We start from the raw sequence: 20,472 nt of genomic DNA on the forward strand, positions 1-20,472 counted from the left end.
CTTTAATCGGAAGGGATAAATATGGCTAAAAAGAAAGGTGAATTAGGACCAAAGTGAAAGCGGATGAAACGGGAGGCCAGGCTTCAAAGTGCTAAATCGTGGCTGAAGAATTACGATGGGAAGCATGTCGTTAAATCGTACAGCAAATGGTTTGGGGTTGATTCGATATGTGCGATGAATGAATTGGAAGTACTAGGGCTCCGTTTTTCTGAAAAGCAAAAAAAGAAACTGAACGAGGCATATGATAATAAAGTTAGACAGAAGCAGCTTTCTAGGGCAAGGAGATTGCAAAAGACACACAAGAGTTGGAGATGGAGGAATATATTGAAGGGTATGGCTTTATCGCGGACTACACAGAGGGAGGCGCTTCATTCGGATTAACAAATGAGGAATTAGAAGAAATAGAGCAGAGGGAAAAGGAGAGGGAGAATTGGGTGAAGTCGTTGACGGACTTAAATCTTAAATGGGTGGATGAACTGCTGGATATTGAATATCTGGGAGGAAGAAAACCTCACCGACTTTTTCGTTGACGATGAAGATATGTCCGACGTATTCGAGGATTACGATGAATACCTGGTAGATTGGGAAGCAGACGCTAGTGCGACGCAAACGGAAATGGAGATGATTGCTGAAAATTACCCTCCAGGTGATCAGGACTTACCAGAGACACAGGGACGACGGCTATTGTGGGATTCGGAATTGTTGGGGTGAGGGTTTCTTTGTCTTTAAATTAATAGTTTTAATAATCAGATTTTTTAGGCACCCTTGAATTTCTGGAAGTTGATGTTATTTCTATTAATACCTTATTGCTTATTAATAGACTAATCGATATATTCTGGATTTCTGGAATACAGAAGATACGGTTGAAAAGGCACATTGAGAGGTTTTCTTCTCTCAAATGTGCCTTTTTCTTCTCGTCTGTTGGTAACAAGGTGGAAGATTTATGATTGCCTGAGAGAATAAAGTCACGGTCCTGGACCGTGGGAATTTGATCTTTATGTCCTTCCTGTTTTTTGAGGTTTCTGAACTGGTCGGGGTTGTTAAAATTCTGGTAAAACACATTAGATACTTTTTGAATCCAGCTTGTTTTATCAAAATGTAAGCGTTATACTCTAAATATACGGAAAATTGTATATTGTTATCGAGGTTGTGAGAGAATGAGTCGAATTGATGAGAGTTTGTATTCCAAGAATGGTTTGGCCGCCAGATATATCGCCAGGGAATTGATAGATATTGAAACCGGACAAAGGATTCCCAGGATCAGCGATTTTACCGAGAAGCTTTCTCTTGGAAGGGGAACGGTACAGGGGGCATTGAAGCTTCTTGAAGAAATCCGGGCGATCAGGCTTGAATCACGGGGGCATTTAGGAACATTCCTATTGAAAAGGGATTTGAACCTTTTATATGAAATTGCCGGGATTGGACCGATTATCGGTGTCATGCCGCTTCCGTATTCCCGGAAGTATGAGGGGCTTGCTACGGGAATTATTGAAGTACTCGAGAGAACTAATAAAAGAATCGACCTTGCCTATATGAGGGGAGCACTTCCGCGAGTGGAGGCTCTTAAATCAAGACGGTATGATTTTGCGATTATGTCTTTGCTGGCAGCAGAAGAGGCAGTGACAAAGTTCGAAGGTCTCGAAATCAATAAGACGTTTGGTCCGGAATCCTATGTAACAGCCCATAAAATCTTTTTTTCGAATCCTCACTATTCAAAAATAGAAGATAGGATGAGGGTCGGGATTGATTACTCATCCGTTGATCAGGCTGAACTCACTCTGTTGGAATGTGAAGGGAAACAGGTCGAATTAGTAGAAGTAGGCTATATGCAACTGTTTTCGATGTTAACAAAAGGGATGATTGATGCAGCCGTTTGGAATGTAGATGAAGAGAGGACACTGCAGACTTTTAAGTCATCAGGTTTTCACTCGCCTGAAGCGAAGGAGCTTGCCGCAAAAGCAACAACTGCTGCTCTTGTGGTCGAGTCAGCAAGAGGAAGGATTACAGAGCAGCTCGGAGTACTGGATACAAGTGAAGTAAGATGTGTTCAAAAACAAGTCGTCGAGGGCATCAAATATCCACATTACTAAGAAACGGAAGTTCTGGTTTCTTAGTAAGATTAATATACTAAATACTGTATACTGGAGGGGTTATTCATGAATACCAACGAACTGAAAGAAAGACTAAAAATTCTCGCAGAAAACAATGTCATATCATATCGCTCCTCTGATTTGGCCAGGCAAGCATTTACCCAGCTTCAACAAGTTTTACATATAGAAGATATCCAAGCTTCCGAGATGCTTTTCACTCATTTGCCATCGGCCATTACCAGAATTGAAAGGGGTGAAGAAATCGGAGCTCCTATGCCTGAGATCCTCGCAGAAATCAAGACATCAAAATACTATCAAGATGCGATGCAGCAAACAAAATTCATTGAAAAACTACATGGCTACAAACTGCCTCAGGAAGAATGGGACTACTTATTGATTCATTATACAAATGTATTTCAGCAAAATGAAGGAGGAAAATAACCATGAAAATCGTGATTGGCGGGCAAGTGGATAAAAAAGAGATTGAAAGCTTAGTTAAAGAGTTTGATAGCAGTATAGAAACAGTGATCAAGTCCGATCTTGAAGCAGCCATGGCGCTTAAAACTGGCCAAGTCGATTACTATCTTGGTGCATGCCATACCGGCGGCGGCGGAGCGCTGGCAATGGCTCTCGCTCTGATCGGAAGACCGAAGTGCGAGACCGTTTCGATGCCGGGGAAGAAGCCAGAATCGCAGAAAGTTGCAAACGCTGTCAATGAGGGCAAAGTTGCATTCGGTTTCACGGCAGATCACAAGGAAGCTGCAGTACGGATGATTTTGGAAGCCATAAAAAATAAATAGCAGGCAGGGGGAAAATAAAGATGGAAATGATTTTTATCGTCTTGATCGGTGCTGTCGCAGCTGTGCTCGCCAACAGAAATATCGCTGTATTTAATGATGGGCTGCGTCCGATTGTTTCAGAGCATGTGGAAGGTTCGCTGTCACGAAGGGATCTGGCTTTTACGGCTTTCGCGATGAGTTTTGGACTGGTTATTGGTTTTGGTATACCGTTCACGCTTTCAGCAAGCATCATCCTTGTTCACAGTGTTTTGCTGGGAACAGATATTATTGACCTTATGACACCGAAGAACAAATGGGGCACACCAGTTGCTGCTGTTATTGGCGGTGCCTATGGTGCTGGACTGCTTGTGGGGCTTGAAGGGTTTGTAAAACTATTCGACTACCTGCCGCTGAACTTCCTGGACGCAATGGGACAGGTTGGGGCACCGGTAGTTGTCACGTTCATGGCATTCCCTGCACTGGCGGTTGCCATGCAATTCAGTATCAAAAAAGGCGTTATCACATTTATCGTGTCAGCCCTTGCAAGACAACTTGCCGTTTGGCTGAACACTAGCAAACTATTGACGGTTTCTGGAACAGCGATCACGTTGAACCAGGAAGGTATGGCACTTATAACTGGAATGATTTTCTTACTTGTTTATGCGATGAAAGAAAAACGTAATGAAGGCTCATCCATCGATCTTGCGGCAGTCTTCAGTGATAAGGTAGCAAAAATCAGGGGCAATGTCGTATATTTCATGATCATCGGCGGTTTGATTGCTGCTGCGACAAACCTGGCTGTTATGGCTGGAGACCCAATCTCACTCAATCTTTTAGCTGAAGGAAAGACTGCAGATGCTGGGATTGCCGCTGCAGCACGTGCGCTCGGCTTCATTCCGCTTGTAGCCAGTACGGCAATCGCAACAGGTGTGTACAGCCCAGTTGGTTTCACCTTGATTTTTGTAGTCGGACTTTTCGCACCCAATGTCTGGGTAGCCTTGATCGGCGGCGTCATTGTGATTTTTGGTGAAGTCATGCTTTTAAGCTCAATTGCCCGGTTCCTTGATAAATACCCAGGAGTCCGTAATTCTGGTGAAAATATTCGCAGTGCGATGACAAAGATACTAGAAGTTGCCTTATTGATTGGCGGAGCGAACGCAGCGAATACCATCGCTCCAGGATTTGGCTTCTTCTTTATCGCAGGCTTCTACTTGCTGAATGAAGTGGCGGGCCGCCCGATTGTCCGGATGGCAGTTGGTCCTGTAGGGGCCATTGCGGTCGGGATCATTGCGAACATCCTTGTGGCATTGGGGCTTATGGTCATCCCGCAATAAACTTTTTTGCCTGATTGAATATAGAGTAGCTACTTGTCTTTTTTACAAATTAAGAAAGTATAAATTTTTACTTTGAGAATTGTCCAGCTCCAGCGCCTAGCCCCTCGAGTCGCATGTCTAGTTTCGCCTCCTAGAAACTCCGAAACTTCAACTCCGCCGGCAGAAGCAAAAAGCGCTTCTTTGTCGGAGTCTCCAGTTTCTCCGTTTCTGGACAGTCGGCTATTCATTTCAGTTTCGGTCCGCCCAATGAAGTCAAAGAACGACTTCACTGGTCGGCCCTCCAGCGCTTGTCGGGGCTAACCAAGGCGCTTGCGCTTTTCTTAAAAACTTCCAAAAGAATGGGGTGCAGCTAGATGATTCAAACGGTCTTAGGAAAAATCAAGCCTGAAACATTGGGAGTATGCTCTGTCCATGAGCATCTCTCCATTGACCTCTCAAGAATAAAGAAAGACCCGGATACGATCCTCGATGATGAGCCTGGAATGATGGAGGAACTCCGAGATTTCCATCTCGAGGGCGGCAGGGCAATGGTGGAAGTAACCAATGACGGCATGGGGCGGGATGTACTCCGCCTAAAAAGGCTAAGTGAAACATCAGGTGTCCATATCATTGCCTGTACCGGTTTTTATAAGGATCCGTTCATACCTGAATACGCTCAGAATTGGTGTGCTGACCAATTTGCAGAGCATTTTATCAAGGAAGCAACAGAAGGAATTGAAGACACGGGAATCTTTCCCGGTGTCATCGGTGAGGTAGGAACAAGCAAAAATGAGATCAAACCGATCGAGCGGGAACTGATGATTGGTGCAGCATTGGCTGGAGTAGCAACGGGGCTGCCCGTGACAACGCATACTACCCTGGGAACACTTGGTTATGAACAGGTTCAGCTCCTTACCGCTCAAGGGTTATCAACTGAACAGATCATCATCGGACATCAGGATTTAAACCCTGATTTCGATGAGGTGCTTGCTGTCCTCGAAACGGGTGTGTTTATTGATTTTGACACGATCGGAAAAAACAACTACCGTCCTGATGACGAACGGATTGAGTTTTTACTAGAATTCATTAAAAGAGGCTATGAAAAACAAATTCTACTATCAGCCGACTTGACGAGAAAATCTCATTGGAAAAAGCATGGCGGTCCAGGCTATGACCTTGTTCTTAGAGATTTCATTCCGAAGCTTCGATCACATGGGGTGTCCGAGGATATCATCAATAAATTCCTGATCTCTAATCCAGCAAGAGCTTTTACCAAAAAGGAGAGAGCTTAAGATGTCCAGCTATGATGCGAAAAAATTGAAATATGCAGAGTCAGTTTTACCGAGCCTGACAATTGAGGAAGCGTCAAGACTGCAATTTAAGCTTGTCCATATGATGAGCGCCCACTTCGAAGGCAAGCAGTTTTTATCAATGGGTGACCTGGGAGTTTCGCCGAAATACAAGCGACCTGAACAAACGTATCGAGCTGAACGGGCAATTGCAGATTTTTTCGGCACTGAGGAATGTGCCCTTGTGAGAGGAGCAGGGACCGGTGCGATTCGTCTCGTGCTGAGCACGCTCCTTTCAGCCGGAGATAAAATGCTGATTCATCAAGCTCCTGTCTATACCACCACAAAAGAAACAATCCGTATCCTTGGAATCGAGACGGAGAGCGTGGATTTTAATGAGCTTGAGTCCGTTCGTGAAGCGGTAAAACTTACGGATGCGAAAGTATTTTACATCCAGCATGCGCGCCAGCAGCCTACCGACACTTACAAGCTGAAAGAAGTCATCACTGCTGTCAAAAGTGTAAGGGAAGACTTGCCGATTGTCGTTGATGATAATTATTGTGCTTTCAAAACCCAAGGCATCGGTGTCGAACATGGTGCTGACTATTCTACTTTTTCAGGATTTAAAGTACTTGGTCCAGAAGGAGTCGCGATCATTGTTGGTAAGAAAACGGGATTAGATGTCATTCATGAGCGGAATTACTCGGGCGGAGGTCAGGTACAGGGGTATGAAGCTATGGAGCTCCTCCGGATGATGACCTTTGCGCCGGTCTCCCTGGCAATCCAGAATGAACAGGTCGAAGAGCTTTGCAGGCGATTAAATGAAGGAGAAGTACCGGGAATCAACACGGCGTACATGACGAATGCTCAATCCAAAAATGTCATCGTTGAACTCGATGAGCCAATAGCGCAGAAGGTGATTTCGTTAAGCGACAAGAATGGAGCGGCAACACACCCGGTTGGAGCTGAATCAAAATATGAAATCATTCCGATGATCTACCGAGTGTCCGGAAGCTTTATTGAGGCACAGCCAAAACTCAAGGAATATGGATTAAGAATCAATCCAATGAAAGCCGGTGCGGAGACGATTCTCGATATTTTAAACAGAGTCATCCCGGCAGCTCAGCAGGAATGACCGACAGCAAGAATTCCCAAGTAAAGGGGGTAGCTTCATGTTTTTAGATGTGACAAAAAGAAGGAATCCAAAGCTGATCCAAACTGGTGTGACATTGCATCAAAGCGGAAAAATTCCGCCGAATACGTATGTGATTGACATGGACATTTTACAGGAAAACGTCCGGCTGCTTGCTGAATCCGCCAGAACTCATGGAATCCAGCTCTACTTTATGAGCAAGCAGCTCGGCAGGCTGCCGGAAATCGGCTTGAAGATTGCAGAAAATGGCATTGAAAAGGCAGTGGCAGTCGAATTTGATGAAGGAAAAAGGCTGCATGAGGCGGGGATAAAAATTGGCAATATCTGCCATCTCGTCCAGCCGGGTAAACACCAGTGGGCAGAGGTTTTGTCCTGGAATCCAGAGGTAGTAACGGTATTTTCTGTGGAGAGGGCCCGTCAAGTCTCAAACGAAGCAGTAAAACGGGGGAAAGTCCAGGATATCCTCCTTAAGGTGTTTGGTGACGCGGATGTTATTTATCCAGGGCAAGAGGGGGGCATTCGACTTGCGGAACTGGCTGGTGAGCTCCAAAGGCTTGCTAGTCTTCCGGGAATAAGGATTGCTGGGGTGACGACATTCCCCAACTTTCAGCTAGGTGATAATCATGAAAGTATGGAGCCTACGGAAAATTTTTACACTCTGCTTAAAGCAAAAGAAATTCTTGCACAATGGGGTATTACAGTTGACCAGATGAATGGTCCGAGTGCTACAAGCTGTGAAACGATTCCATTTTTAGCCGAAAGTGGGGTCACCCATGGCGAGCCAGGACATGCGCTGACAGGAACGACGCCATTGCATGCGTATCGTGACCTGCCAGAGAAGCCTGCGATCATTTATGTGACAGAAGTTTCTCATGAAGATGAAGATGTATATCATGTCATCGGCGGCGGTTATTACGGCCGCTCCAATCTAACAGGTTGCCTGGTAGGAAACAGTGCCGCGGAAATTCTGGAGCAATCAGTGCCTGCCTATGAAGTCTCACCAGAAGCCATCGATTATTACGGAAGAATCGGCAAGCCGGATGGCTTTTCTGTCGATATAGGCGATACAGCTATTTTTGCCTTTCGGACCCAGTTGTTTGTGACTCGCGCCCATATTGCGCTTGTGAAAGGGATTCAGACAGGTAGCCCGGAAATCATTCATTTTGAAAGGAAGGGGTAGCCATGGCAAGATTGATCCTGCTTGTGATTGACAGCTTTGGAATCGGGGCGATGGAGGATTGCCAGGAGTTCAATCCTGCAGATTGCAGAGCCAATACGTATAAGCATATTAGGGAGAGTGTGCCCAGCTTGAAGGTTCCAACGATGTATCAGCTAGGACTTGGAGCTCTGGTTGATGGGTTAGAGGCGCCTTTGAACGCATTCGGCCGCTCTGCTCTTGCACATCATGGAGCCGATACATATCTAGGACATCAGGAAATCGCCGGCAGCTGCCCGAAGGCCTCAACAAAGAGATTGATGAAAGACATCCATGGAACACTGGCAGAAGCTCTTCGGAAGGAAGGCCATCATGTATCCTACCCATGGAAGGATCGCCCTGTATTTGTGGTGGATGATGCCTGTGTAGTCGGTGATAACCTGGAGTCAGCGGTTGGCAATATTATCAATCTTTGTGCGGACTTTAACCTGATGCATTTTGAACAGTTGAAGAAGGTTGGAAGGATTGTCAGGCAGAACGTCGATACAAGCAGGGTCATTGCCTTTGGAAGCCCTCGTACCTCACTAGAGCAAATTCTATCGGTGGTCAAGGAAAAGAACCCTGGACAATGGGGAGTCGATGCACCGAAAGCGAAAGTCTACGGAGAGGGATATGATGTCTACCATATGGGTTATGGAGTCAATATTGACGGACAATTTCCAATGATCGCCGCTAGAGAGGGCCTGAAGGTATATAGAATCGGCAAAACGGCAGACGTGCTTCATGGAAGCGGACCAGCTTTCCCTGTCGTCAATACTAAAAAGGTGCTGAACATTCTTGAGGAAACCTTCCAGAAGGAGGATGGCGACGCAGCATTCCTCGTCAATGTCCAGGAAACAGATTTGGCTGGCCATGCAGAGGACCCCGAGTGGTATGCACAAACCTTGAATGATACCGACAGCTGGCTGGAAGGATTCCTTCCGAAGATGGAAGAAAGCGACATGCTCATCATCATGGCCGATCACGGCAATGATCCCACGATTGGCCATTCGAACCATACAAGAGAGTATGTTCCAATCATGATTTACGGAAGGAAAGTAGCACGTGTCAATATAGGGACAAGAACAACGATGGCAGACATTGGCGCCACCATGAGCGATTACTTCAATTTGCCGCCAACCGACCAGGGGGACAGTTTTCTTGGACAGATCATGAAGAAGGAATAAAACGGTGGTACTAGGATTCCTTTTGCTCTTTTTGTGTTGCGGAATTATAATCAGTCTTACCGCAAAGTATAAACACGACAACAATAATAGTGCAGACGTCCCGCTCCCAGTGAGAAACAGGAACTTCATTGGGAGCGGAATAAATTTTGTATCATTTGTCATAATCGCAAAAGGCCTGAGCACAATTACATTGGTGCTCAGGCTCTTTCTATTATCATCTGGATATTACTTATACCACCTGTTTAAGATCTCAACAAGCTTATAAACAGTTGTTGATGGGTTATCATTATATGGGTCTGGTGGATTATAGCTATTTACTAAGCGGGCAGCATATCGAATTGCAAGATTTTGATCTCCGAATTGTTGTAATTTTTGAAAGATAAATGGGTCGTTTTTTTGGTAATCTTCTTGGATATGATGTGAGATTTTATCACCATAATCACTTCGGGAGATACCTGTATTTAAATATTCAAAATGAAGAACATACCATAATTCAAAAGCTTCATTTGAATAGGCGACCTTAAAATCTCTTGCCTCCGCTTTTTGAAGAGCTCCATTAAATCTATAGGCAGGAAAACTATCTCTGTCAAATACACACCAAACCTGGTCGAATATCTTGCCTTTAGCCTTTTCTGAAGTTTGAATACTTATTGCTTTATCGACTACTGTTAATGGGTCACCTCCGCACCCTTCAATTGTTAGGTTCGTTAATTTAAATCCATGGAAATAATTTGGTTCAGATTTTGTTCCTTCACAAACAATTAGAATTAAATCCCGATCTTCTCCCTTTTTCCCCGTTTTTCTTCTATAATCTGCAACTTTTCGAGCTGCTTTTCTTTTTTTAAAAAGATCATCACTCCCCAATATCTACACCCTCTTTATCATTCTTAATAAACTGGAAGGTGCCAATATACGGAATGGACCCATATTTGCCAAGTAAGTAGTCTTTTTCATAAGAGGCGTCATTTCGAACTTTGTAATCAACAAGAGAATATAAATCAGTAGCCCCATATTGGTCTTTTTCAGTAAACCAAATTTGGTCTCTTCTAAACGTATCCTTACTTAGAAGGTTAGTATCATGAGAATTAAAAATTAATTGAGCGTTTTTGTTGTTATACTCTTTGGAATTAAATAACTGAATAATAAACTTGGTTAAAAGAGGATGTAACTTGGCATCCAGTTCATCAACAACCAAAACTTTCGAGTTCTTAAGAGAGTCAATGATAGGACCTAATAATGAAATTAGTTTTCTCGTGCCTTCGGATTCATGCTGAAATAACAGAAACTTCTCAAACCCAATAAATCTATTATCTTCATCAAATTTTTTATGCAAGGTATTTAAGCTTAATTTGTTTACCTTGATTTCTGAACTATCATGCATACTGGAAAGTTTTTTTAGTAATTCCTCAATAGGTTTGGGAAGTTCATTATCCTCATCTTCAATTTCAATATCTTCAATTCCTAAATTGGCAACTTTCATTAAATCAAGAAGTTCATCTTTGAAGGAAGCTTTTTTCAATTGTTGTCTAGTATAAGAGAAATGATCGTCTTGCAGACCAGAAATGACATTTAATTTCCCAAACCATTTCATAATTTGAGTGGAGATTTCCCCTTTGAAATTTGCTACTACTGACAAGAAAAGAGCGTTATTTCTTGTCCTGATATCTAGACCCTCTCCTTCCTTAAAATTTTTATCAATGTCAAAATGCTCACCGTTTCTTTGAAATAATTCATATTCTTTATCTTTCTTAGGGGTATAAAATAACCATTCACTTTTAACTTCTTTATAATCGAGCTCAAAGCCATATCTGTACATAACTTCATTATGAATAAAGACAACTTCAAAAAAACTGGGCTCATCAATTGATTTAGTGCTCAAACGAAAACTTTCTACACCAGCAATTTCTTCATCAACTTGACCTTCTTTTGAAGAGTTCCTAATAAACCGTGCCATGAAGCGCAATGCTTGGAAAACATTGCTTTTTCCGCTAGCATTAGCACCGTAAATAACTGCACTCTTCAATAACCGTAAATTCTTGTTCGTTTGAAATACATTTGTCTCTTTATGCTCCCTAATAGTTGTTGCTACCATACTTAATGTAGCCACATCACGGATAGACAGGAAATTCCCGACACTAAATTGCACTAACATATTGAACACCTCCGCCTTTTTCTCATTATATAATTAATATTATATAATTTAACCATAAAAATGTTAACATATTACGATTTTTTCTCAAAATAACAAAATAAATAGGCAGAGGGATGCAAGCGACATTGAACGACATGGGTACGTACATTTTACTGCTATCGTGTTATGAAATTTGTTAGAAAATGGGTGAATTCTGCGTTTCCCTGGATGTCTGACGGTCAGGTTGTGCGGTTTTGAGGTATTATTAATTCCTTACCTTGAAAAACCATGGGTATGACCAAATTAAACCGTTCCGTTTTGAGGTGTAATCCACATTAATGGCATTGAAAATAGAGTGTAAACTGACAATAGTTTTTGTTAGTTTACATTAATTCTCAACTGTTTCTCTTCCATATCAATATTGCCAAATCATCTACTGCAGCAGATGAAGATAGCGTACAAGCAAGACTTCAAGCGAGTCAGAATGATATGAACTAAACAAACGAATTGATGTACATCGTGAAAGAAGAAGTTGAAACCGTTTAGGGAATTGTCTCACATACGCAAAAGAGTTTTGAATTAATTTTAAACTCCGTGAAGGACTTGGATGGAAATGGATGAGGTCTCTGCCACTGCCACTGCCCAGCAGATGTCAGGCAAGCAGCCAGCTGTTCTTCAGAGGATGCCGCTACGCTTTGGCTATGAAGGGCAGACTCACTTGATATATTCCCTACCCAAAGGGAAGAAATCACCGCTTCATCACAAAATCTATCCGATATGGCAGTGACCTGAAGGAAACAGTGAGTCGATTCAGGGTTTATTGATCAGAGGCATGATGACTCTTGTAATGGAATAAAATAAATTTGGAGATCTTTCAATCCAATCTTTTATTTAATGGCTGACGAAACTAAAATTATAATATAAGCAATGGGGACTTCGTGAAATTTTTAGTAAGTCTATCACTCTATCTTTTGAATGAAGTCACAGGTTTTGCAGGAACGTCCTATCGTTTTTTTAGTCTTTGGATGCATGTAATAAGTTTCGTAATGGTTACAAATAGAACATTCTATTTCTTCTATAATCTCTCTTTCGCCCAACCATATATTCAATAAATCCTCAAACCTCATGCTACTCCCCCAAGCCTTTTTATGGATGATAACAGAAGCGAACTGCCCATCTTAGAAAAATGACGCAAACCTATGCTCTACTTTCCACTATCACCAGTGTTTTCGCCTCCTCCGGTGTGTACAATAATTTCCTGCGATTCGTCATTGTTATCATCAGAAATAACAGGATCTTCAGTTGTTTCCAGAGGTGCTTCGCTCTCTTCGGTTGTTTGATGTATTTCTTGTTCTGTATGTATTTCCGATTCTTCAGTGTATGCTCCCGAACTTTTTTCGACGGTCTGGTTTTCTATTTGTTGTTTCTCCAGCCTGGCTAATTTATCATTGGCTTCATTAAGTTGCTGGTTAAGCCTATCCAGTTTTTCTTTTAGAAGAGAAAGATCCTTGTTTTTCTGCTGCAGCAATTCATTGGCCATCTCTATCTTAGTAGCGGCTTCATCATTCAACAAAGTAGCTTTGAGTGTGACTGTATCAATGTTTGATTTGATGGTATCCATGTATTGGCCGCCGGTGTACCCTACTGCCGTTGTGACAATAGAGGCAGATAACATTGTGGATAAGATTTTTCCTGAAATAGTCCCCATGCTGGATCGAGCTCCTCTCCATATAATTGAAAAAATAAAGGGGAAAGCTTTCCCCTTTATTTAGTGTATAAGATCAGTCCGTTTTCTTTTTTGTAATAGTTGTTACTCCTCCATTTGGAGTATCTAGATTATAAATGAAAGTATCAGCACCAGACTTGTTAGCTACATAAATTACGTCTCCTGCTGGTACAGTAAAGGCCTCGCCATTGTGAGTACCTGTAATGGCGACTCCGTTTTTATTCACGACTTTGTACTTTTTCTCAATTGTTTGGCTGCTGACTAGGGAGATTACTAGCTCATTTCCTTTAACTACAGAGTCACTATCTGCGATTCCCCCAAGGTCAGGTAAACTGTTTACAGTTGCAACAGCAGCCGCACTGTACGTATTAAGAGCAGTCATATCAGCATTTGCTTCTTGTAGGTCTGCATCTTTTGCATCCAACCCTGCTTGTCCTTCAGTAATTTCTAAGTTGGCTTTCTCAAGCTCATCTTCTAGAGCATCATAACCCGCTTCCAAGCGATCGATTTCAGCATTTTTTTGATTAACAAATTCGTTGGCGATTTGTGCTTTCGTATATGCTTCATCGTGCATTAGTGCTGCTTTCTCTTTTACTGCGTCAATATTTGCTTTGATATCATCAAGATATTGACCTCCTGTGTAAGCAACCCCAGATACAGTAAGTGCCCCTGCTGTTAGTCCTGCTAATAACTTTCCTGAAATAAAACCCATTTTATTTCCTCCTCAAAATCCATTTTTTTAAGAGTATGTAAATCTCTTGCAATTTAAATTATATGTTCTTTAAAAAGAACAGACAACTAGTAATATTGTTCATTTTCGTTCTTTTTTAAGCATATTTCACCATTTTACTAGTTAATACTCATTATTTCTTACTTTTTCGTTCTTTTAAATGAATTTTATTGTTCTTAATATAAAAATGAGAGATTTTAATCTAATTGGTTAGTGGAGATGAATAATAGCATGACTTTACCGTTCAAAATAAAAAAAAGCACCTGAATTTTATCAGGTGCTCAATCGTTATAATTGGTTGGTGGCTATCGTAACGATGGCACTCAACAATACAGAAAGAAGAATGAAAGTCCCGTACATGATGATTTGCTTTCTTCGTTTCCTTTGCTGTTTTGCTTCAGGTGTAAGCCATTGATATTCTGTAGACATCAAATAATCTCCTTCATTTATTTTGATGGCAGCTGGCAGGCTTTGTCGATGACAGAGGCCCCTGTAGCTTTGCGTCATTACTTTTCAGTAATTTTGCCCAAAAATAGTATAATAATAGATTGAAATAACACCATAGGTAATCCACCCCTAATAATTTACAGAAAAAGGAATATCCCTTTAAACCAAAGTCAATTCAATCTAATTTTACTTGTAAATGCTCTTTCAGTGTTTGCTGTAATTTTTGCTGCTCCTCATCTGATACGACGTAGTAATAGATTCCATCAATCTTAGTCCCGCTTCCGCTGATTTCCATTTGCTCTATGTTTTTGGCAGCTTTTTTATAGTTTGACTGAATATCTACCATCTCATTAAATTTCATGTTTGTTTTAATGTTTTGGCCGATCGCTTCGAAAATTTCATCAAACTTTGTCAAGGAAGAGAAGCTCGCACCTTGTTTGATTACTGCTTGTATTACTTGGCGCTGCCGTGACTGGCGGCCGAAGTCTCCGCGTGGATCTTCATAACGCATACGTGAGTATTTCAAGGCCTTTTCTCCATTTAATACAATCTCACCCTTGGGAAAATGAACGCCAGCATACGTAAAATCCAGATCGTTCTCTACCGTCACTCCGCCGGTAGCATCTACTATGTCCCGAAACCCCTCCATATTGATTTGCATATAGTAATCAATCGGGATATCAAGAAAGTTTTCTACTGTATCCATCGACATTTCTACTCCGCCAAATGCATAGGCATGGTTTATCTTATCTTCAAACCCCTTGCCGACAATTTCGGTTCTCGTATCCCGAGGAATACTGAGCATTTTGGTCGTTTGGGTAGAAGGGTTCACGGTCAGCACAATTAGTGTATCAGAACGGCCACGGTCCCCTTCGCGCTCATCGACTCCAAGCATTAGAACAGAAAAAGGCTGCTCCTCTTCTAAAGTAACCGGTGTTGGACGCTTCTCCGACTTTTCCCGGTCGATGGGCTGATGCATCGTATCAACAGCATTCGTCAATGAATTATATACATAAAAAGCATAGCCACCCACAGCAGCAAAGAAGACAAGAATTGTAATCCCCACTACTTTAAGCCAAGCAGGCTTTTTCTTAATTTTATTCTCTCTCATATCCATATTCCTTCCCATAGTTGGAAGATTTAGCACTAGTCCTTATATTAGCAAATTATTCTATGGGTGAGAAGAGGGACATGAGGTTGGTTCAGATGGGGAAACAAAGGGACCGTTCTCGTGTTTCATTCGAGGGTCGAATTAGTTGTATTGTTAGTATTCAAATAAGCATGAATAAGCATGGGGACGTACCTTTTGCTCCTTTTCAGTTACGAAATTTTCGAAAGATGGACGGTCTCTTTGCATTTCATAATTGAAAATAACCTAAAACCAGGTCGGAATGAGTTCTGATCTGTTTTTTGTTGTTTGTGTATGATAGATATACTATTCGAAGTCCCTTGTACTGTAGATTTTGTTTTCGTTTATGGTGGCGAATTTAGTTTTGTTTAAGTTGAGTTGGCTGGGCTTTATTTCTCTTGCGTAGATTGATAGGACTTGGTTTGTGTTGATGGTGCCTTGGCTTGTTGCGATGAAACACAGGGACGGCTGACGTGTTTTATTTGAAGAGTCGAAATAGTTTACTCATGATCAGGATATCTGGGTATTGGCGATTTAATTTATCAAGTAACTTAATTTATATGGAATTGCAATAAATGATGAATGTGAAAGGAATTTATCACTTGCGCCATATTTTTTACCACTCTACGCCAATATTTTACCAGCCGTCGCCAAGCTCTTTACCAGTAAAAAAATCCTCCATCATTTTTGTAAGGTGGAGGAGTTTGGGTGAAACACCATAACTGTTTTGGCGTCGCAATAGGGGGCGACACAGACATCACGGTTCTTATATCTCAATTGGGAGTCGAGATAGTTCGGTTGAGGTTTCTGTCTTGAAATTTATTGTTTTAATAGTCAGGTGTTTTTGACACCCTCGAATTTCCGGAAGTTGACGGTATGACCTGTCCGGAAATTGAAGAGTTTACTGACTCTTTATATAATCCATAGAATGAAAAAGACGACTCCTGTATAACTGCCAGCAGCTATACAAGAGTCGTCCCAATTAAAACATTAATTTTGAGATATGTTTTTCTCCTGGTCTTGCAGGCATCATCTAATAGGGTGATATAAATTTTTTTTATAATGTTATATATGTCTAACGCGGTAGCTTCATCGTATGTGTGGGGGGGTTCTGTTTCGGTCTTCCAGCATTTTTAGCCAAAGCTCACCATCTGTTATGAGTCCTTCCTTGAATGCCGCTTTTATTGTGCTTCTCGGACTCGATAATTCTGTCACACCGGAATATTCTTAATAGGACTTCATAAGCTTCCAGGATAACTCATATGTAAATTCGAATCGTTGAATGGTAGCATCTATGACAATGTCATCCTGTTCAGGGTCTCTTGAAAGGCTTTCTTTCAACGTAGAAAGAGCTCTTGCCAGATCCTTCATTTTAACCATCATTTTGTTTATAGTATCCACCACTTTTCCGCTCGAGTTTGTCGAAAATTAAATGATTCCTTCCTTGTCAATAAAGTCTATCAATACCGTATTGCTTATTTGATCATAATCAATGACATCCAAAGTGTATATAATATTTGCTTCTGACAGCATATCACTTATACGAACAAGCTCCTCATTCTTGTTTTTAAATTTAATGGCCAAGTCAATATCAGAAGCGAAATTATAGTCACCTCTTGCTCTTGAGCCAAATAAGATTACTTTATCTATACTATTTGAGTACTCTGTAAAAATGTTAATGAGCTTATAAAAACTTTCTTTTGGTAAACCATACAATTTTGTTTCACTTTTCAAAACGAAGTGCCTCCTTCGTCTTATTCTTTTTATGGATATACTTATTATAAAGTAAAGGGGGGGGATTTTTGGAAGCAAGGGGAAGTGACATGGTGACGAATCTGCTCAATAATCCCAAGTAACAAGCTCGATAGCTTAATAGCAGTCGAGCTTTTTGAATAGAGAAAAAAATGCACGAACCGTCATCCTGCGCACCAACAAATACTGTAAATGTTATAATGGTAAAACCGTAATAAAATGAGGCATAGATTTTTCAAACACATATAAGAAAGCAGCGTGATACTAATGGATTCCATAAGGGAGTTTATGGAGGACCATGTGCAAGAGATTTTAGATGATATCAAGTTTCTGGTTGAATGTGATTCTCCATCATTGAATAAAAAACTCGTCGATCAGTGCGGGAACAGGATTCGGGAGCTTTTATACCGCTACTTTGGTAAACGGGCAGAAGTGCTGGAAGAAGAGAAGTACGGAAATCATCTGAAATTTGAATTCGGGGAAGGAGACGAAACCATCTTAATTCTTTCCCATTTTGATACAGTATGGGAGCCTGGAGAGTTAAAGTTTAAAATCGAAGGCGATCTTGCATATGGACCTGGAATATTGGATATGAAGGGCGGTCTTGTTCAAGCGATTTGGGCAATAAGAGCCATTAAGGAACTGAACATCCCGTGTTCAAAGAAAATTATCTTCCTTTTTACCAGTGAAGAAGAGGTGAGCAGCCCGACATCACGCTATGTCATTGAAGAGATAGCGAAGGATTGCCAATATGCATTGGTTACGGAACCACCGGTTGTTCGGACCGGTGCCTTAAAGACGGCAAGAAAGGGTTCATCGCGTTATTTTATTGATATTACAGGCAAGGCTGCCCACGCTGGCAATAACCATCATGAAGGAGCCAGTGCTATTCAAGAGGCTGCGAAGACCATCGATTTTTTAGAGTCCTTAACCGATTACGACGTTGGAACTACCGTCAATGTTGGATTTGTTAAAGGCGGAGGCAAGCTAAATGTCGTGGCTGATCATGCAGAGATTGGCATCGATGTACGGGCGAAAACCAGTGAAGAACAGGAAAGAATTGATGAAATCATTTATGAACTGACACCTTTCACAGAGGGAACAAGCATCGACGTCACAGGTGGCATCTCCCGCCCGCCGATGGAACGAAACCAAGATACAAAAGATCTATTCCAGACTGCCAAAGAAGCAGCAAAAGAAGAAGGCTTCAAGCTAAAAGAAGCCTCTGTTGGAGGAGGCAGTGACGGAAACCTCACAGCCAATATGGGAATCCCGACCTTAGATGGACTCGGTACCATTGGAGACGGAATCCATGCAAGAAACGAACATATCATCATCAGCTCAATCCCTGAACGGGCGGCGTTTTTTGCTAACCTGCTGATTGGTATTGGTACGAAAAAAGAGACATAGGGGTCCCTATGTCTCTTTTTTCTTATACCTGTTGTAATGCTTTACATTCGTTATTGCAAACTCCTGTTGTTTCAAAGTCTCTCAGGTTCGTAAGGGAGAATTCCACCATATTGGCTACTGCTTCATCAGTGTAAAAGCCATAATGCGGTGTGACCAGGACATTGGGCAGGTTGATCAGTTCTTGCAGCACTGGATCATTAATACGATCCTTGGAGTGGTCATGATGGAAGATTCCTACTTCGAATTCATAGGTATCTGTTGCAAGTCCTCCTAATTTTCCGTTTTTCAAGGCTTCGATTATGGCAGGGGCATCCATTAAAGCTCCTCTTGCCGTATTGATGATGATTGCGCCATCTTTCATTTTATTGATGTTTTCCTTGCTGATAAGATGGTGGTTCTCTTCTGTTAATGGGCAGTGTAAAGAGATGATGTCCGCTTGAGCGAATAATTCGTCAAGTGTAACGTAGTCAATATACTTCTTCGCTTCTTCATTTGGATACAAATCATATCCGATCATCTTTGCGCCAAATCCTGAAAAAGCTTTGATTGCCGTTACGCCGATCCGTCCGGTACCGATGAATCCGATGGTTTTTTTTCGCAATTCGAATCCAATTAGACCTGCAAGGCTGAAGTTTTGTTCTTCTACTCTGTGGATGGCTTGCTTGATATTTCTGGCCAGGCAAAGAGCAGAGGTTACGGCAAACTCAGCAACAGCGTTTGGTGAATATGCTGGTACATTTGAGACTTTTATATTCCACTTGGCTGCTGCATCCAGATCAATATTATTAATGCCAGCGGATCGTGTAGCTAGGTATCGGACCCCTGTCTTTGCGATTTCTTCGATTGCTTCAGCATTCGCATTACAATTTCCTAAAATGGAGATTCCATCATATCCCTTGGCCAGGGCAGCATTATGGGGGCTGAAAGATTCGTGTACGATGGTTACTTGATGCCCCAGAAGGCTGGAGAATTTCTTGAAGCTTTCCATTTCATCAGGGCGAACGCAGTAGGCAAGTATATTCATGGTTTCATTCTCCTATTCGAATTTTAATTTATAATCTTCCGGTGCAACTTTCTTGGTTACTTTTGAGAAAATGTAGTTAAAAGCAAATCCCAATGCGATTGGCAGAATGATGAAAATAGTTCCTACTAAAAGGAGATTCGTAGCCGACCATCCGTTTTCCATAAGATTCAGGGCATTGATTGGCCCAATTAATCCTGAGAAACCAAAGCCAGCGCTCATTGGCGTACCTTGTATGTTGAAAATCCCAGCAAGAGCACCAAGAATAGCAGCATTACATACGATAGGCAGAATCATGACTGGTCTTTTCATGAAGTTGACCATCTGCATTTTTGGTGAACCTAAGAAGTGTGCTACAGAAGTACCAGCAGAATTAGCTTTCCATCCAGCAATTGCTAATCCGAAGCCAGCAGCAACAATTCCCAGGTTAGCAGCACCTGAGCCAATTCCTGCAAGAGCAATGGCGGTCGCAACGCCAACTGTGGAAATAGGAGAAACTATCAGTAAGGCAAAAGAAATGGCTGTCAAGCTGCCCATTAAAATAGGCTGTAATGTGGTGAAATTAGAAATGATTTCACCAACAAAACTTGTGATTAATTTTACATAAGGAAGTGTAATAATTCCTGCAATGCCAGCAACTGTGATTACAATAGTAGGAACTAGTAGAATTGTATAAGCTTTTAGTCGGGTGCCGATCAACAATACAAGTGCTGCAGCAAAGGCAGCCGTTAAACCAGCATTAATGACATCTCCGGTCCCAGCAAATATAAATGCTCCTTTTTCGCCGCTTATCGCAACACCTGAGCCAACGACGGTCGCAATTCCAACAGAAGAAGTTTGAATCGGTGTAAACTTAAACTGCATGGCGATCGTGATACCAATGACCATAGGCAACATTCTTATTGCTAAACTAGTAATATCAATTATATATTGTGCACCGGAAAAGTAAGGGAGGAGTGCTTTAGCAAGTTCGCCTAGTAATGCTCCCGGTACAAGGGCTACGACAATCCCGATACTCAGTCCGGCGAGGATGTGATTCCAAAATTCTTTTGCCGTCATTTTTTTATTCGTTTCCATTTGTGAGTCCTCCTAAAGGATTAGTATGTTGAGATATTTATGA

The 20,472-nt window shown here is 41.8% G+C and carries 22 protein-coding genes, 1 pseudogene and 1 riboswitch; of the genes and pseudogenes, 12 read left to right on the forward strand and 11 right to left on the reverse strand.

Going from position 1 to position 20,472, the window contains the following annotated elements; genetic code table 11:
• Positions 1 to 63: 63 nt before the first annotated feature.
• From LC048_RS24480 to LC048_RS24505, 6 genes are all read left to right on the forward strand, one after another.
• Positions 64 to 381, forward strand: coding sequence for a hypothetical protein (locus tag LC048_RS24480; RefSeq protein ID WP_226605180.1), 318 nt, complete (start codon positions 64 to 66; stop codon positions 379 to 381).
• 90 nt (positions 382 to 471) lie between these two features.
• Positions 472 to 711 (forward strand): hypothetical protein, encoded by a 240-nt coding sequence (locus LC048_RS24485; RefSeq protein ID WP_226605141.1) that lies wholly within the window; start codon positions 472 to 474, stop codon positions 709 to 711.
• A 446-nt stretch (positions 712 to 1,157) separates the two neighbouring features.
• Complete coding sequence (gene yhfZ, locus LC048_RS24490; RefSeq protein ID WP_306049055.1) at positions 1,158 to 2,090, forward strand: GntR family transcriptional regulator YhfZ; 933 nt, start codon at positions 1,158 to 1,160, stop codon at positions 2,088 to 2,090.
• A 66-nt stretch (positions 2,091 to 2,156) separates the two neighbouring features.
• On the forward strand, positions 2,157 to 2,531 hold the full coding sequence (locus LC048_RS24495) for a PRD domain-containing protein (RefSeq protein ID WP_226605135.1): 375 nt from the start codon (positions 2,157 to 2,159) through the stop codon (positions 2,529 to 2,531).
• A 2-nt stretch (positions 2,532 to 2,533) separates the two neighbouring features.
• The gene (locus LC048_RS24500; protein ID WP_226605133.1) at positions 2,534 to 2,890 is read left to right on the forward strand and encodes a DUF2620 domain-containing protein; all 357 of its coding nucleotides are present in this window, start codon (positions 2,534 to 2,536) and stop codon (positions 2,888 to 2,890) included.
• A gap of 20 nt (positions 2,891 to 2,910) precedes the next feature.
• Positions 2,911 to 4,203, forward strand: a complete 1,293-nt coding sequence (locus tag LC048_RS24505; protein ID WP_306049057.1) for a YhfT family protein — start codon at positions 2,911 to 2,913, stop codon at positions 4,201 to 4,203.
• Positions 4,204 to 4,232: 29 nt separating this feature from the next.
• On the opposite strand, the gene LC048_RS24510 is transcribed toward LC048_RS24505, so the two are convergent.
• Positions 4,233 to 4,472 (reverse strand): hypothetical protein, encoded by a 240-nt coding sequence (locus LC048_RS24510; protein ID WP_226605128.1) that lies wholly within the window; start codon positions 4,470 to 4,472, stop codon positions 4,233 to 4,235.
• A gap of 84 nt (positions 4,473 to 4,556) precedes the next feature.
• On the opposite strand from LC048_RS24510, the gene LC048_RS24515 reads away from it, so the two are divergent.
• The 4 genes from LC048_RS24515 to LC048_RS24530 are packed head-to-tail and all read left to right on the forward strand — an operon-like array spanning position 4,557 to position 9,006.
• Positions 4,557 to 5,474: a phosphotriesterase family protein gene (locus LC048_RS24515; RefSeq protein WP_306049059.1), complete on the forward strand. Its 918-nt coding sequence runs from the start codon at positions 4,557 to 4,559 to the stop codon at positions 5,472 to 5,474.
• A gap of 1 nt (position 5,475) precedes the next feature.
• Positions 5,476 to 6,606 carry an aminotransferase class V-fold PLP-dependent enzyme gene (locus LC048_RS24520; RefSeq protein ID WP_226605123.1) on the forward strand — a complete coding sequence of 377 codons (1,131 nt, stop codon included), beginning with the start codon at positions 5,476 to 5,478 and terminating at the stop codon, positions 6,604 to 6,606.
• 37 nt (positions 6,607 to 6,643) lie between these two features.
• Complete coding sequence (locus LC048_RS24525) at positions 6,644 to 7,804, forward strand: YhfX family PLP-dependent enzyme (protein WP_306049061.1); 1,161 nt, start codon at positions 6,644 to 6,646, stop codon at positions 7,802 to 7,804.
• Positions 7,805 to 7,806: 2 nt separating this feature from the next.
• A complete protein-coding gene (locus tag LC048_RS24530; RefSeq protein ID WP_226605117.1) occupies positions 7,807 to 9,006 on the forward strand; it encodes a phosphopentomutase in 1,200 nt (399 codons plus the stop codon).
• A gap of 225 nt (positions 9,007 to 9,231) precedes the next feature.
• Here the strand turns inward: LC048_RS24530 and LC048_RS24535 are convergent, their stop codons facing one another.
• Both LC048_RS24535 and LC048_RS24540 read right to left on the reverse strand, forming a co-directional pair.
• A complete protein-coding gene (locus LC048_RS24535) occupies positions 9,232 to 9,870 on the reverse strand; it encodes an RloB family protein (RefSeq protein ID WP_226605114.1) in 639 nt (212 codons plus the stop codon).
• On the reverse strand, positions 9,860 to 11,158 hold the full coding sequence (locus tag LC048_RS24540) for an AAA family ATPase (protein ID WP_226605112.1): 1,299 nt from the start codon (positions 11,156 to 11,158) through the stop codon (positions 9,860 to 9,862). The genes LC048_RS24535 and LC048_RS24540 overlap by 11 nt, the downstream gene beginning before the upstream one ends.
• 586 nt (positions 11,159 to 11,744) lie before the next feature.
• Here LC048_RS24540 and LC048_RS24545 point away from each other — a divergent pair.
• Positions 11,745 to 11,924, forward strand: coding sequence for a hypothetical protein (locus tag LC048_RS24545; RefSeq protein WP_226605110.1), 180 nt, complete (start codon positions 11,745 to 11,747; stop codon positions 11,922 to 11,924).
• A gap of 417 nt (positions 11,925 to 12,341) precedes the next feature.
• Here the strand turns inward: LC048_RS24545 and LC048_RS24550 are convergent, their stop codons facing one another.
• The 6 genes and pseudogenes from LC048_RS24550 to LC048_RS24575 all read right to left on the reverse strand — a co-directional run bounded on the left by LC048_RS24550 (position 12,342) and on the right by LC048_RS24575 (position 16,903).
• Complete coding sequence (locus LC048_RS24550; RefSeq protein ID WP_226605108.1) at positions 12,342 to 12,845, reverse strand: hypothetical protein; 504 nt, start codon at positions 12,843 to 12,845, stop codon at positions 12,342 to 12,344.
• 73 nt (positions 12,846 to 12,918) lie between these two features.
• Positions 12,919 to 13,575 carry a hypothetical protein gene (locus LC048_RS24555; protein ID WP_226605105.1) on the reverse strand — a complete coding sequence of 219 codons (657 nt, stop codon included), beginning with the start codon at positions 13,573 to 13,575 and terminating at the stop codon, positions 12,919 to 12,921.
• A gap of 306 nt (positions 13,576 to 13,881) precedes the next feature.
• Positions 13,882 to 14,022, reverse strand: coding sequence for a hypothetical protein (locus LC048_RS24560; RefSeq protein ID WP_226605103.1), 141 nt, complete (start codon positions 14,020 to 14,022; stop codon positions 13,882 to 13,884).
• A gap of 24 nt (positions 14,023 to 14,046) precedes the next feature.
• A riboswitch (cyclic di-GMP riboswitch) is annotated at positions 14,047 to 14,130 on the reverse strand.
• A gap of 85 nt (positions 14,131 to 14,215) precedes the next feature.
• The gene (gene tagU / locus LC048_RS24565; RefSeq protein ID WP_226605101.1) at positions 14,216 to 15,157 is read right to left on the reverse strand and encodes a polyisoprenyl-teichoic acid--peptidoglycan teichoic acid transferase TagU; all 942 of its coding nucleotides are present in this window, start codon (positions 15,155 to 15,157) and stop codon (positions 14,216 to 14,218) included.
• A gap of 1,101 nt (positions 15,158 to 16,258) precedes the next feature.
• Positions 16,259 to 16,552, reverse strand: a pseudogene (locus tag LC048_RS24570) (HI0074 family nucleotidyltransferase substrate-binding subunit).
• A 45-nt stretch (positions 16,553 to 16,597) separates the two neighbouring features.
• The gene (locus LC048_RS24575; RefSeq protein WP_226605090.1) at positions 16,598 to 16,903 is read right to left on the reverse strand and encodes a nucleotidyltransferase domain-containing protein; all 306 of its coding nucleotides are present in this window, start codon (positions 16,901 to 16,903) and stop codon (positions 16,598 to 16,600) included.
• Positions 16,904 to 17,221: 318 nt separating this feature from the next.
• On the opposite strand from LC048_RS24575, the gene LC048_RS24580 reads away from it, so the two are divergent.
• Entirely contained in the window at positions 17,222 to 18,331 is a 1,110-nt protein-coding gene (locus tag LC048_RS24580) for a M20 family metallopeptidase (RefSeq protein ID WP_371931964.1), read from the forward strand.
• A 22-nt stretch (positions 18,332 to 18,353) separates the two neighbouring features.
• Here LC048_RS24580 and LC048_RS24585 read toward each other — a convergent pair whose 3' ends face one another.
• Both LC048_RS24585 and LC048_RS24590 read right to left on the reverse strand, forming a co-directional pair.
• On the reverse strand, positions 18,354 to 19,355 hold the full coding sequence (locus tag LC048_RS24585; protein WP_306049065.1) for a D-isomer specific 2-hydroxyacid dehydrogenase family protein: 1,002 nt from the start codon (positions 19,353 to 19,355) through the stop codon (positions 18,354 to 18,356).
• A 12-nt stretch (positions 19,356 to 19,367) separates the two neighbouring features.
• Entirely contained in the window at positions 19,368 to 20,429 is a 1,062-nt protein-coding gene (locus LC048_RS24590; RefSeq protein WP_306049067.1) for a PTS sugar transporter subunit IIC, read from the reverse strand.
• Between the last annotated feature and the right edge of the window lie 43 nt (positions 20,430 to 20,472).

The sequence above is a fragment of the Mesobacillus subterraneus genome, assembly GCF_020524355.2.
In the GTDB taxonomy this organism is placed as follows: Bacteria; Bacillota; Bacilli; order Bacillales; family Cytobacillaceae; genus Mesobacillus; species Mesobacillus subterraneus_C.